Genomic DNA, 13,278 nt, shown 5'->3' with positions numbered 1-13,278 from the left:
TGAATCTCATACCAGCGCGTCTCAGCTCTACTATTATATATGAAGCGATCCGAAATGAAAGTTACCAAAAGCATACATAGAACTGGGAGAAAAGTAAGAAGATTGCGAGTCCTCCCACGCTTGTCATGCCCGTCTGCATAATGGAGCCAAGTCCCTCATAGACATGTACTAATCAATGCTACTCAATACAGGTTAAGGGGATGATGTCATGCGCCGGACAGCATGGGTACTCGCAGTCATTATGTGCGTTACCCTGATCATGACGGGCTGCGGGAAGAAGGACGCCGCTTCCGTGGTCAAGGATTTGAACAATGTGGCCGACAAGCTGGAGAGCAAGAGCGGAGCTTATCAGGGCGAGGGAACGATGACCCTGTACACAGGGGAACAGCCCCAGGAATACAAGGTGGAGGTCTGGTACAAGAATCCTTCCTATTACCGGATCAGCCTTGCCAATGTGCAGAAAAATATTACGCAGATCGTGCTTCGCAACGATGAAGGCGTGTTCGTCCTGACGCCGAGTCTTGGCAAAAGCTTCCGCTTCCAGAGCGATTGGCCGGACAATCAGGGCCAGGTTTATCTCTATCAGACGCTGTTGAAGGGCATTACCGCCGACGACAACCGCCAATTCGTGGTCGATAAGGACAGCTATGTGTTCGAGGTAGCCGCCAATTACCAGAGCAGCGCCCTCGTTCGCCAGAAGATCTGGCTGGACAAAAAATCATACGCGCCCAAGCAGGTCCAGGTATCCGACTCGGAGGCCAAGGTCGTGGTGAATGTGAAGTTCGATAAATTCGCTTTCGATCCTCAATTCGCCGCCGATGCGTTCGATATGCAGAAGAATATGACTTCGGGCAAGTCGGAGAATACGGTCGCCCAGGTGGACGAGAACGGCAATCCGCTGCCAGCTTCGGATAGCCAGGACACAGCTCAGAATCAGGCGGACGTTCCAGCCGGTGATTTCGGTGTGATCGAGCCGGGATATACACCCGAAGGCGTTACGCTTAAAGACTCCAACAAAGTCGAGAACAGCGAGGATCATGCTGTGCTTCTCCGCTATGACGGAACGTATCAATATACGATTATGGAGTCCCGTCCGCTGGATCAGGCGGTCTCTCTTGCTCCCGGCACGATGGTCGATCTCGGCTTCACCTGGGGTGTTCTGACTGGCGATGAGCAGCAGACACTGACCTGGATGCCGGGTGACGGTGTGCAGTACCGGATTACAAGCTCGAATCTGCCGGTTAGTGAAATGATGACAATTGCAGCTTCTATGGAGGATCAAACGGGTAAATAAATGATTGTAGACGGATACTGCTGATGAGTGGAAGTTCTTCCCCTACATGCGGTATCCGTTTTGCTGTCATCCGGGGTTCCCTGAGTTCGGGGCGCAGACGGATGTCAGAGCTTTCCTGCCATGGCTATGCCTATCCATTTGACAGTGCTTACCGTTAGCATTACGATAACGAATAAGCAAGTGAAGCAAGAGTATCTTCGGCAGAGGGTTCTCTAGACTAACAAGAAGGTGACTGGAAGTGCAGGAAAGCTATCGGCCGACTGTGGCCGAGATTGATTTGGATGCGTTGCGTGCCAACTATGAGAGCTTTCGACGGCATCTGCCGGCGGACGTGAAGCTGATGGTATGCGTCAAGGGAAATGCTTACGGCCATGGAGCGGTTGACGTGACGAGAGAGCTTGAGGCTCTGGGTGTGGATTATGTCAGCGTGGCTTTTCTGGATGAGGCGATTCAACTGCGCCAGGCGGGGATTGCGCTCCCGATTCTGGTGCTTGGCTATACGCCCCCCGAAGCCATTCCGGCAGCCTGGGAGTACGACGTTACCGTTACGCTCTTTACTCCGGAGGTTCTGGAGGCCGTGGCCAAGCTGCCTGAAGGTGACAGCCGGAAGCTCAAAGTGCATATCAAGATCGACAGCGGAATGGGCCGCCTGGGACTTCTGCCGGCACAGGCGCCGAGTTTCATCAAGGAAGTAAGTCAAGTCCGTCAGGCGGAAATGGAAGGAATGTTCACCCATTTTGCCAAAGCGGACGAAGCCGACAAGAGCTATACACTGGAGCAGTACCGACGATTTATGAGCGTGACGGAAGCGCTTCGGGAGAACAAGATCCATATCCCAATCATACATACGGGCAACAGCGCTACGGCCATCGACAACCCTGAGCTGTCTCCGAACATGCTCCGCGTGGGCGTAAGCATTTACGGCTTCTACCCGTCGACCGAGGTCAGCCGGCAGGAGGTTAAGCTGCAGCCGGTCATGACGCTGAAGACGCAGGTCGTCTATGTGAAAAGTCTGCCGGAAGGCTGGGGAATCAGCTACGGGACCCATTACCGAACAGATAGCGGGGAGTATATCGCGACGTTGCCGATCGGGTATGCGGACGGGTATTCCCGGCTGCTGAGCGGCAAGGCAGAAGTGCTAATACGCGGCCGCCGCGTTCCTGTCGTCGGAACCATCTGCATGGACCAGTGTATGGTATCGCTCAAATCTTTCGCCAACGAGGCGGAACAAATCAAAGCCGGCGAAGAGGTTGTCCTCATCGGCCGTCAGGCTGGAGTCTCCGTTACGGCGGACGAGCTGGCCTCCCTTATGGGAACCATTCACTACGAACTGGTGTGCATGCTGGCGAACCGGGTTCCGCGGGTCTATATCCGGCAGGGCTCGGCTCCGAAATTGGTCAATGCGCTCACCCAAGTACTGGAGTCCAATCCGGTGGGATAAGCTGGGAATAATCATCAAGGAATATTTAATCGTGGACAACTGTGTGACTTATGGTCTATACGAAGCGCCGTTTCTAGTTTATAATGGTTGCAGCATAGTTGATATACTGACGGCATATATTCCTTGTATAAAATTCCTTGCATAATGCTACACTGGAATCAAGGGCAGTAGGTTTGTGGGGGTGGAAGAGAAGTTGGCCAATATGCAGAGCACCAAAAGAATCATGATCAGCTTGCCCGATCATCTCTTGCAGGAGGTGGATGGAATTGTCGAACTGGAGAATTCCAACCGCAGCGAATTGATTCGGCAGGCCATGAAGCTGTATCTTAGCGAACGGAGGAAGCGTTCCATAAGGGAGTCCATGCAGCGCGGATACATGGAGATGGCCAAGATCAACTTGACCATGGCATGTGAAGCGTTCCTAGCCGAGGAAGATGCAGACAGTACTCTTGGCCGCTTAGTAAGCGGGGTGTAGATATTGATCGTAAAACGCGGCGACGTTTTTTTTGCCGATCTTTCGCCGGTTGTGGGTTCCGAACAGGGCGGTGTCCGACCCGTCCTCGTCATTCAGAACGATATTGGCAATCGCTTTAGTCCGACGGTAATCGTTGCGGCGATTACCGCGCAGATCCAGAAGGCCAAGCTTCCCACTCATGTGGAAATCGAGGCGGCATCCCACGGATTCGACCGGGATTCCGTGATTCTCCTGGAACAGGTCCGGACCATCGACAAGCAGCGCCTGACGGACAAGATAACCCACCTGGACGACGAAACGATGAAAAAGGTGGATGATTCGCTGCAAATCAGCCTGGGCTTGATTGATTTCTGAAGGAAGTCCCCGGGTTATTCATATGAATAAGTTAGGAAGGCCCGCCGCGGATAACGCGGCGGGCTTTTTGGCGTGAGCGGGCAAGGGCTGTGCAGGTAAGTGCTGAGTAGGCAAGGGTTGTGTAGGCAAGGGCTGAGCAAGCAAGGGTGGTGCAGGCAAGGGTAGTGCAGGCAAGGGCTGTGCGGGCAGAGGCTAGCAGGTAAGGGCTGTGTAGGCAAAGGTTGTGCAAGGGAGGCCGGCTACCCGGGGCAGATGCCTTGGCACCTTCGCCTAGCATCAGCGCACCGTTGTCTGTCGCATCTCCTTCCGTGCATCGTCGTGTATTGCATCTTTCTCCTGCACACCGCTGTCTTTAGCGCCGCCGTCTGCCGCTCTTACTCCCGTGCGCCTCTGTTCGTTGCTTCACCATCTGTTGCACCTCCTCCGCACACCGCCGTTCGTCGTGTCGCCATCCGGCAGCTCCTTCTACCGCAGCAGATTCACAGCCTAATAACGGCCGATCGAAACCGTTAAGACCGGCGAAACCGCTTGAATCAGGTACTGCAACGGAATTGCGGGAGCCTGCCGAGAACAGGGCGCGGCTGGAACGCTCTCTGCTAAATATGATACGATGAGAGCTATAAACAGCTATTGAAAAGAGGAGAATGCAAGTGGTGGAACAAGAGATCCATTCCGCAGCGGATGAGCGCCGTGAGCGGGATCTTATGATCGGCCAGATCGCCGGAGAGCTCAGTCTGTCCCCTCGCCAGGTCGGCGTGGCGGTCTCGCTGCTGGATGAAGGCAATACGATTCCGTTCATCGCGCGCTACCGCAAGGAGATGACGGGCGAGCTGGACGAGAACGCGCTTCGCGACGTTGAAGAACGACTTGGCTATCTCCGGTCGCTGGGCGAGCGTAAGCGGGAGGTTATTCGCATCATTGAAGAGCAGGGCAAGCTGACGGAGGAGCTGCGCGGGCAGATCGTCAAAGCGGCCAAGCTTCAGGAGGTGGAAGACCTTTATCGCCCCTTCCGGCAAAAGCGCAAGACGCGGGCCAGCGTCGCCAAGGAGAAGGGGCTTGAGCCTCTGGCGAACTGGATTCTGGAGCAGCGGCGTGTCGGCAATCCGGAGGAGGAAGCTTCCCGCTACGTCGATTCCGACAAAGGCGTGGAATCTGCGGCCGATGCTCTTCTGGGCGCGCAGGACATCATCGCCGAGGTTCTGGCGGATGATCCGGCGATTCGCTCCTGGGTTCGCCAGTTCACGGCTTCGCAGGGCGTTCTTGTCTCGGAAGCGAAGGACCCGGAGCAGGAGTCGGTCTACGAGAACTATTACAGCTATCGGGAGCCGGTTCACAAGATGCCGCCTCACCGTATTCTCGCCATCAACCGCGGCGAGCGGGAGAATGTGCTGAAGGTCGGCATCGAGGTGGATGCGGCGCGCATTCATGCGCATGTGACCCGCAAGCTGATCAAGGGCCCTTCGCCGGTCAAGGAGCTGCTGGAAGCCGTAGCCGAGGACGCCTACAAGCGGCTGATCGCGCCTTCGGTGGAGCGCGAGGTCCGGGCGGAGATGACGGAGAAGGGCGAGAACCAGGCCATCTCCATCTTCTCCTCCAACCTGCGCAGCCTTCTGCTGCAGCCGCCGGTCAAGGGCCGCCGCGTGCTCGGCGTCGATCCGGCTTACCGCACCGGCTGCAAGCTCGCGGCCGTGGACGAGACCGGCAAGCTGCTGGAGGTGGCGGTGACGTATCCGACACCGCCGCATAACAAGAAGCGCGAAGCTGCCGCGACTTTCAAGAGCTTGATCGCGAAGTATGGGATCAAGCTGATCGTCATCGGCAACGGCACGGGCTCGCGCGAGACGGAGCAGTTCACCGCCGATACCATTCAGGAGATCGGCGATCCCGAGCTGGCCTACCTCATCGTCAATGAGGCCGGGGCCAGCGTCTATTCCGCCTCCAAGCTGGCGCAGGAGGAGTTCCCGGATCTCGACGTGGCCGAGCGCAGCGCCGCGTCGATCGCCCGCCGCGTGCAGGACCCGCTCGCGGAGCTGGTCAAGATCGAGCCGAAGGCGATCGGCGTCGGCCAATACCAGCATGATGTGTCGCAGAAGCATCTGGACGAGAGCCTCAAAGCCGTCGTGGAATCGGCGGTCAACCATGTCGGCGTCGATGTGAACACCGCTTCGCCGTCGCTGCTGTCCTACGTGGCGGGAATCAATTCGACGATTGCGAAGAATATCGTCAAATTCCGCGAGGAGAACGGCATCTTCAAGAATCGCAAGCAATTGCAGAAGGTGCCGCGCCTTGGGGCCAAATCATTCGAGCAGTGCATTGGCTTCCTGCGTATCCCCGAAGGGGAGAATACGCTGGACCGCACACCGATCCATCCGGAATCGTACGATGTGGTCGCCCGCTTGTTCAAGGAGCTGAAGCTTTCGCTCTCCCAGATCGGGAGCAAGGAGCTTGCCTCTGTTCTGGCTACGCAGAGCCCCGAGGAGCTGGCCGCGAAGCTTGAGGTCGGCGTGCCGACTCTGCGCGACATTCTGGAGAGCCTGCAGCGCCCGGGGCGCGATCCCCGCGAGGAGCTGCCGCCGCCGATCTTCCGCACCGATGTGCTGAAGATTGAGGATTTGGCGCCCGGCATGGAGCTGCAGGGCACGGTCCGCAATGTCATCGACTTCGGCGCATTCGTCGATATCGGTATCAAGAATGACGGACTGGTTCATATTTCCCAGCTCAGCACGAGCTTCGTCAAGCATCCGATGGACGTCGTCTCCGTTGGCGACAATGTTACTGTCTGGGTGATTGGCGTCGATCTCAAAAAAGGCCGGGTCAGCCTGACGATGCGTCCGCCGCGCAGCGAGGCTCAAGGCAGTTAAGACCGCCGGCACCGGTATCGCGCGAAAAACCTCCGAACGCTTCTTCCATCCTTGACGGGATGGGGAAGGGGCGCGGAGGTTTTTTTCACAAATAAGGACTTATCTCGCTTGATCCATCGCTACAGATCAGTACAGCGGCGACTCCGTAGCGGGCGGCGTGTAGGAGCCGGGGAGCGGCTTCGCGATGGCCGTGTAGCCTTCCGGCAGGTAAGTCACCGCTTTGGCGGTCGAAATTACCTGGGCATACATCTGGCCGGGAGCAGGCTTCGTGATTTCATAATAAATGAAGGCCTTCTGCTCTGAACCGAATTCGATTCGGGCGATGGACAGGCCATACCCCGGGTTCGGCAGATTGCCTACGGTCACGGTGACTTTGTTCACGCCATCGGCCGCTATTTCCATCGATACCATGGCTGCGGCGTCACTCTCCTCTACTCCGGGTGAAGCCGAAGGGGTATTCTGAATCACGTTTCTCGCGTTGTAAATCCATACGGCTGCCTCGGCGCGGGTCACGGCATCATCCGGCCGGAATTTCCCGTCATCCTCAAATGTAATCACACGCATGTTAAAAAGCGTCTGAAGACTGTTCATCGTCGCCGCATCCAGCTTGTCGCCGTCCGAAATGAACGCGTACATCTTCGTCACGGGAAAATTCCCCTTGGTCTGAATCGCCTGATCCAACAGATGCGCGAATTCGGCGCGGGTTATGACCGCTTTGGGGTCGGTCGAGGGTGCAAGGCTCACACCGCTCCGTACCGCCGTAACGAAGGAGGGTGCATACCAGGATTTGTCGTCAAGCTTGGTGAAATAATCGCTGGCCTTGGCAGGGCCGTTCGAATCCGCCGCGGGCGTAAGGGACAGGCCGTTCACCAGGAACTGGATAGCTTGTCCGTATGTGACTTTGGCTTTGGGAGCAAACAGTTGGTTGGACACTCCGTTAATCACCCCTGCATCGTACAGAGATTGGATCTGGGCCTCGGCCGGATCGCCCTTCAAATCAGTGAAGGCGAAGGCGGATGCCCCCATCGACAGGGAAGCTGCTATAATTCCGCAGGCCAACGTCATTTTAGCGCCGCGTTTCAAGTTGTTTGTCTTCATTATATCATCACCTCTACCTTATAGATGGCAAAATGGGCCAAAAAGTTGCATCCGATTTAGGTTTGTCCGTCATACGGAATTTATCCGCGCTGTTGCGATTCCACGCCGCCTTCAATCCGTGCACTGGAACACCCGGAGCGGATTGGTTACAATAATCGGAGGAACGGATAAGCGGTTACATGAGGAACAGGGAGAGAGACATCGGATGACAGAGCAGACGGAGAAGCGTCTGAATGTCGGCATTTTTGCGCATGTGGACGCCGGCAAGACAACGACAACCGAGCATATTTTATATGAAAGTGGAAGGATTCGTTCACTCGGAAGCGTGGATGAGGGGACGGCCCTCACCGATTCCATGGATGTGGAGAGGCAGCGCGGCATTTCGGTGCGGTCGGCGTTCGTTTCTTTGGCCTGGAAGGGCATGAAGGTGAATCTGGTCGATACGCCGGGGCATGTCGATTTCATGTCCGAGGTGGAGCGGAGCCTGCGGGTGATGGACTGTGCGGTGCTCATTCTGTCGGCTGCCGAGGGCGTGCAGGCGCAGAGCGAGATGATCTGGGGGGCGCTGCGGAAGCTGAACATTCCCACCCTGATCTTCATGAATAAAATGGACCGGATCGGCGCGGATCACAAAGCCGTGCTGGATCAGGCCCGTTCTTACCTGTCCGGCAGCATCGTGCCGGTTCAGCTTCCGCTCGGCAGCGGGCAGGATTACTGGGGCGCGGCCGACACATGGGCGGATGAGCCGGGATCGCCGGCGCTGACGGAGCTGATCGAGGCGATGGCGGAGCGTGATGAAGAGCTGCTGGAGATGTACATGTCGGGCGAAGAACCGAAGCCTGCCGACTGGAAAAAGCATATGGCCGAACGCACCGCCGACTGCCGACTCTTCCCGCTGGTCTATGGAGCGGCGGCCAAAGGGCTCGGCATCCGGGAGTTGCTGGACGCCATGACCGATTATTTTCCGGCGGCTGGGGGTGAGCCCTCCGCACCGTTGTCGGGCGTCGTATTCAGCATCCAGCGGGACCCCGCCATGGGGCGGATGGCGTACGTCCGGCTGTACAGCGGCTCCATCCGAAACCGGGACCTGGTGACGAATCATACGCGAGGCCTTCAGGAGAAGGCGACCCAGATTCGCAAGGTCGAAGGCGGACGGGCCGAGGATATCGGCATGCTGGAGGCCGGAGACATCGGCGTCGTCTATGGACTGGCCGGCGCGCGGGTCGGCGATTGCCTTGGCTCGCCGGATTCGGTTCCCGAGGAAGCGAGGCTTGCCGTGCCGCTGCTGACGGTCCGCATCCACTGGGATGCCGGGACCGACGACCAGCGCGTCATCGCGGCCGTGCAGGAGCTGGCGGACGAGGACCCGCTGCTGGATGCCCAGTGGCTGCAGGAGGAGCGGGAGCTGCACATCAAGGTGATGGGCCCGATCCAGCTTGAGGTGCTGAGCAGCGTGCTGGACACCCGGTTCGGGCTGAAGGTCACCTTCGGCAAGCCGTCGGTGATCTACAAAGAGACGCCCCGGCAGGCGGGCGAAGGCTTCATCGCCTACACGATGCCGAAGCCTTGCTGGGCGGTTCTGAGATTCCTCATTGAACCGGGGCCTCCCGGGAGCGGGCTGCGGTATGAATCGGTCGTGAGAAGCTCCGACCTGCTGCCGCAGTATCAGAACGAGACAGCCCGGCGTGTGCCGGAAGCGCTGCAGCAAGGGCTGTACGGGTGGGAGGTGACGGACCTCAAGGTTACGCTGGTGGAGGGCCAGCATCATGTGTGGCATACCCACCCGCTGGATTTTGCCGTGGCGACGCCGATGGGCATCATGGACGGGCTGGCGCGGATTGGCACGAAGCTGCTGGAGCCGGTGCTGCGGGTGCGCATTGCGGTGCCCGAAGAGAACGGCGGCCGCGTCATGAACGACCTCGTGCAGATGCGAGGCAGCTTCCAGCCGCCGGTGCTGCTGGATGATCGCATGATCATCGAAGGCCGCGTGCCGCTGGCGACCTCGCTGGAGTATCCGCCGGAGCTCAGCTCTTTTACCAAAGGGCGCAGCACCTTCACCTCATTCTTCGACGGCTACGAGGAATGCCCGCCCGACGTGACCGCCGAGCGCCCGCGCCGGGGTGTGAACCCGCTGGATCAGGCGAAATACATCCTGAGCGTGCGCAAGGCGCTGCAGGGTTGAGACGAGATGGCCTGGGCTTGACACATGGCTGGGAGAGAGAGCTCTACTTCTTGAGATGGGTCGTTGGTGCGAACCCCAAGCGCCCATGAAATTCCCGGGGGATTCGCACCTCTTGCGGGATAAGGGATTTTGCGTTATTTTGAGTAAAAGGCGACCTTGAAACCGGTCCGTTCGGCGAGGTTCGCACTATAGCGCTTCCAAATGCCCGCCGGGTAAGGCGGGAGGGTGGGGGCTGTCGCACCCTGTGTGGGTGCGTGGATTGAAATCGTCTTACTGTTGTTGATATCTGTAATCGCCTGACGTCGCACCCTGTGTGGGTGCGTGGATTGAAATAAAATCAGAACCAGAAGGTCCCGTATGATAATCGGGTCGCACCCTGTGTGGGTGCGTGGATTGAAATGCGTTCGAAGTGTGGTATAGTAAATATAGAAACAGCGTACAATGCAAAGAGAGCCGTGCTGGTAACACGACTCTCTGAGCAATAGCCGCTTTTAAGGGCGGTGGCTTAAAATAAGGAAGGCCTCAAGAAATAGATCGCGACCTTTGACCAGGGCGGTCTATTTCTTTTTGAGGTAATTCAGCAGAGCCAAAATGAACATACCGAACATGAATATTAATGACAACGCTTGATAAACCTCCACAGGCATCACCTCCCTTCCGGGAGATTAGCCAACCGCCCAAGTCAGCCATTCTATTGCTTCTGTGATTATATCATGCTGTTCCACGAGTTGGAAAGTTATGCAACTCTCAATCAACCTTCTTGTTATTTGTGTAGTTTTACATAGATTCTGTAAAAATTAGATTGCGACTCTTAACCAATGCGCTCCATTGCTTTTTGAGATTATTAAGTAGAGCCAAAATGTTCGAGTCGAACACCCACAATTTAATACGACAATGCTTGATAAGCTCCGCAGGAATCGCCTCTCTGTTGGGAGATCAGCTATCCATCCTTCTCAGCCATTCTACTGCCCCTGTCATTATAGAACGATTAACCGCAATTCCCATGAAAAAACCGAAAGATTTGTCTCTCTTGTGGAACAAGGGATTTTGCATTATTTTGAGTAAAAAGCAACCTTACAAGTAACTGCTGGTGATTTGTACTACATTGCTTCTACATGCTTGCTGGTCAAAATGATCATTTCGGCGCTATCACTACACGGTTAACCGGATTTTTTACCAGCCTCCTGAAGTTTTATAATTTTGGAATAACTTACCGATAAGAGTTGAGTGGGGCTATAACTTGAAGGAACCTCTGGGCAACACGCCTCGGGGAAAATATGCAGAAAGAAGGGTGATCCAATGAACATAACAAATTCCACCTCCATCCTGAACCTTAATTTGTACAAACTAAACCAGCAAACTGAAAGACCTACACTGCAAACTGCAACCGACCAGTCTCATCCGGAAAAATTGCAGGACATACTGGAAATCAGCGACACAGCCCGCAAAATTGCAGCAGACATTGATCATGAGGTCGTACCCGATATTGACAGACCGAAAGGCGCACCAGACGACTATATAAAAACCAGCGATCTGATGAAGCAGGTTGACAGAAAGAGCTATGATCGAATGAATGAATTTTTTAATCAAAATGATGTGCAATCCGGCTTAAGCATCCTGATCAAATTTGCTCAACAAATCCCGGAGCATCCGGAGTGGGTTGAACAATACAAAGCTGGCAAAATCGGCTTGTCTGAAAAAGTCTAAACTGCCAACTGCGCAGGATAGATGGTTGGGTATTAGTGCGAACCCCAAGCTCCCATAAAAATCCCGGGAGATTCGCACCACTTGTGGGACAAGGGTTTTTGCGATTTTTTTGAGAAAAAGGCGACCTTGAAACCGGATCGTTCAGCGAGGTTCGCACTATAACGTTTCCAAATTGCCGCCAGGTAAGGCGGGAGGTTGGGCGCTGTCGCACCCTACGCGGGTGCGTGGATTGAAATCTCCGACCAAAGACAACTCACTTGAAATCGCTGAAGTCGCACCCTACGCGGGTGCGTGGATTGAAATATTCTAAATCCTCCATTTGCCCGCTGCCTTGTTGCAGTCGCACCCTACGCGGGTGCGTGGATTGAAATAAGTGGAATGAGGACCAGGTAAGGCTGCCGGAAGTGGTCGCACCCCATGCGGGTGCGTGGATTGAAATTTCCGCATCAATCCAATCCGCTGACGGCCTCGTACTGGTCGCACCCCGAGCGGGAGCGCGTATTGAAATCTGTTCTTCCTGGGCCGTGCTATATGCGACTCGGTCCCAACCCACGCAACAGATTTCAAAAATAAGAGTTTGAAATTGCTAAACCTTGGTTTCTGTAGAGTGTACAGACATATACAGAGGGCAAAGAGCGTCCTTAATCGGACGTTCTTTTCTATATGTTTTCTTTTGAATATCCGACCCCAAGGCCTCATCCATATCCCATTGACAATGATGGAATAAACGATATGATTAGTTTACGAAAATAATTTTCGTAAGGCTGTTATTGCGAGGGAACTCTTTCCTCCAAAGCCGGTGGGCGTTTGCCATGTTTGCCATGAATAGTTTCCAATAAAATAGAGTATAGTGAGGTTCCTATGGAGAGACAACGATCGGTAATAGATACCATCAACATATTGTACGATTCTTTTTTCGAGCAAGAAAAGAAAATTGCCAATTATGTTCTACAGAACCATAAAGAAGTCGTGAATATGACGATTGGGGAATTAGCGGAGGCAAGCGGTACAAGTATAGCTACCATCTCAAGGTTTTGTAAGAAATGCGAGGTTGAGGGCTTCCATCATCTGAAGATTGGTCTGGCAAAAGAGATCGTGTTGAGCGATGATCATGTGTCGGTCTCGAATACGATTTCCAGGAATGATATTGGTCAGTCGTTGCAGAATATTTTAGCCAATAAAGTGGAAGAGTTAAAGCAGACTTTTTCCCTAATTGATGCAGAGCAATTAAATACCATTTTGGACTGTATCCAACATGCAGGGCTCGTGCAGCTTACGGCAGTTGGCAATACCATTCCGGTTGCCTTAGATGGTGCTTATAAGCTCAATGAGATTGGAATCCGGGCAGTCTCCGGTACGATTTGGGAAACTCAGCTGGCCTTTTCTTTGGCCTTGAAGAAGGGCGATGTATTGATCGCCATTTCAAACTCCGGAGAGTCGCGGCAGGTTGCTAAAATGGTACAGGTGGCCAAGGCCAATGGAGTAACTACAATCGGTATTACCAACAATCCTCGATCGACCATCGGAGCTGATGTGGATTACCATATCCAGACAGCCACCAGAGAAAAACTGTTCCTGGATGAGTTCTGCTTCTCCAGAGTATCGGCAATGACCGTAATCGAAATCCTGTATTTGTTCCTGACGGTAGGGCAGGAAGACAGCTATGAACGGTTGAGCACTTGCGAGAATTTGATTGCCGACGAGAAATTGTAGTGAATCCCTGTCTACGCATATGAATGTTCATACCTATACCCCCATGAGAGCAGACCGCTTATGGGGGTATTTGTGCTGCCGATATTCACATTTTATACAAAAATAATTTCTACGAAAAACCAATTGACGAAAATAAATTACGTGATATACTTG

General features: G+C 54.6%; 10 protein-coding genes. 8 read left to right on the top strand and 2 right to left on the bottom strand.

All coding sequences use genetic code 11. The features are described from left to right. The first annotated feature begins 208 nt into the window (after positions 1-208). From KIH86_RS23630 to KIH86_RS23610, 5 genes are all read left to right on the top strand, one after another. Complete coding sequence (locus KIH86_RS23630) at positions 209-1,294, top strand: LolA family protein (protein ID WP_223085848.1); 1,086 nt, start codon at positions 209-211, stop codon at positions 1,292-1,294. Positions 1,295-1,532: 238 nt separating this feature from the next. Continuing rightward, on the top strand, positions 1,533-2,735 hold the full coding sequence (gene alr / locus KIH86_RS23625; protein WP_223085847.1) for an alanine racemase: 1,203 nt from the start codon (positions 1,533-1,535) through the stop codon (positions 2,733-2,735). Positions 2,736-2,928: 193 nt separating this feature from the next. Then, positions 2,929-3,210: a CopG family ribbon-helix-helix protein gene (locus KIH86_RS23620; RefSeq protein ID WP_316503289.1), complete on the top strand. Its 282-nt coding sequence runs from the start codon at positions 2,929-2,931 to the stop codon at positions 3,208-3,210. A 3-nt stretch (positions 3,211-3,213) separates the two neighbouring features. Further along, positions 3,214-3,564, top strand: a complete 351-nt coding sequence (locus KIH86_RS23615; protein ID WP_025333625.1) for a type II toxin-antitoxin system PemK/MazF family toxin — start codon at positions 3,214-3,216, stop codon at positions 3,562-3,564. Positions 3,565-4,268: 704 nt separating this feature from the next. Continuing rightward, positions 4,269-6,425, top strand: a complete 2,157-nt coding sequence (locus KIH86_RS23610) for a Tex family protein (protein WP_235775575.1) — start codon at positions 4,269-4,271, stop codon at positions 6,423-6,425. Between the two features lie 126 nt (positions 6,426-6,551). Here KIH86_RS23610 and KIH86_RS23605 read toward each other — a convergent pair whose 3' ends face one another. Further along, the gene (locus KIH86_RS23605) at positions 6,552-7,523 is read right to left on the bottom strand and encodes an S-layer homology domain-containing protein (RefSeq protein WP_223085845.1); all 972 of its coding nucleotides are present in this window, start codon (positions 7,521-7,523) and stop codon (positions 6,552-6,554) included. 205 nt (positions 7,524-7,728) lie between these two features. On the opposite strand from KIH86_RS23605, the gene KIH86_RS23600 reads away from it, so the two are divergent. Next, positions 7,729-9,705 (top strand): GTP-binding protein, encoded by a 1,977-nt coding sequence (locus tag KIH86_RS23600; protein WP_223085844.1) that lies wholly within the window; start codon positions 7,729-7,731, stop codon positions 9,703-9,705. 557 nt (positions 9,706-10,262) lie between these two features. Here KIH86_RS23600 and KIH86_RS30215 read toward each other — a convergent pair. Further along, positions 10,263-10,352, bottom strand: a complete 90-nt coding sequence (locus KIH86_RS30215) for a putative holin-like toxin (protein WP_407672344.1) — start codon at positions 10,350-10,352, stop codon at positions 10,263-10,265. Between the two features lie 652 nt (positions 10,353-11,004). Between KIH86_RS30215 and KIH86_RS23590 the strand changes: the two genes are divergently transcribed. Beyond that, positions 11,005-11,412, top strand: coding sequence for a hypothetical protein (locus tag KIH86_RS23590; protein ID WP_223085843.1), 408 nt, complete (start codon positions 11,005-11,007; stop codon positions 11,410-11,412). An 861-nt stretch (positions 11,413-12,273) separates the two neighbouring features. After that, positions 12,274-13,125 (top strand): MurR/RpiR family transcriptional regulator, encoded by an 852-nt coding sequence (locus tag KIH86_RS23585; protein ID WP_223085842.1) that lies wholly within the window; start codon positions 12,274-12,276, stop codon positions 13,123-13,125. Positions 13,126-13,278: the final 153 nt, after the last annotated feature.

This window comes from Paenibacillus sinensis (assembly GCF_019904155.1).
GTDB classification, from domain to species: domain Bacteria; phylum Bacillota; class Bacilli; order Paenibacillales; family Paenibacillaceae; genus Paenibacillus_AQ; species Paenibacillus_AQ sinensis.
This window is presented reverse-complemented; position numbering and strand designations above follow the sequence as displayed.

Excerpts from the sequence above, each read along its gene's own strand:
- KIH86_RS23600 (WP_223085844.1), top strand. The coding sequence starts at position 7,729 with ATGACAGAGCAGACGGAGAAGCGTCTGAATGTCGGCATTTTTGCGCAT.
- KIH86_RS23585 (WP_223085842.1), top strand. The coding sequence starts at position 12,274 with ATGGAGAGACAACGATCGGTAATAGATACCATCAACATATTGTACGAT.
- KIH86_RS23610 (WP_235775575.1), top strand. The coding sequence starts at position 4,269 with ATGATCGGCCAGATCGCCGGAGAGCTCAGTCTGTCCCCTCGCCAGGTC.
- KIH86_RS30215 (WP_407672344.1), bottom strand. The coding sequence starts at position 10,352 with ATGCCTGTGGAGGTTTATCAAGCGTTGTCATTAATATTCATGTTCGGT.
- KIH86_RS23630 (WP_223085848.1), top strand. The coding sequence starts at position 209 with ATGCGCCGGACAGCATGGGTACTCGCAGTCATTATGTGCGTTACCCTG.
- KIH86_RS23605 (WP_223085845.1), bottom strand. The coding sequence starts at position 7,523 with ATGAAGACAAACAACTTGAAACGCGGCGCTAAAATGACGTTGGCCTGC.
- KIH86_RS23590 (WP_223085843.1), top strand. The coding sequence starts at position 11,005 with ATGAACATAACAAATTCCACCTCCATCCTGAACCTTAATTTGTACAAA.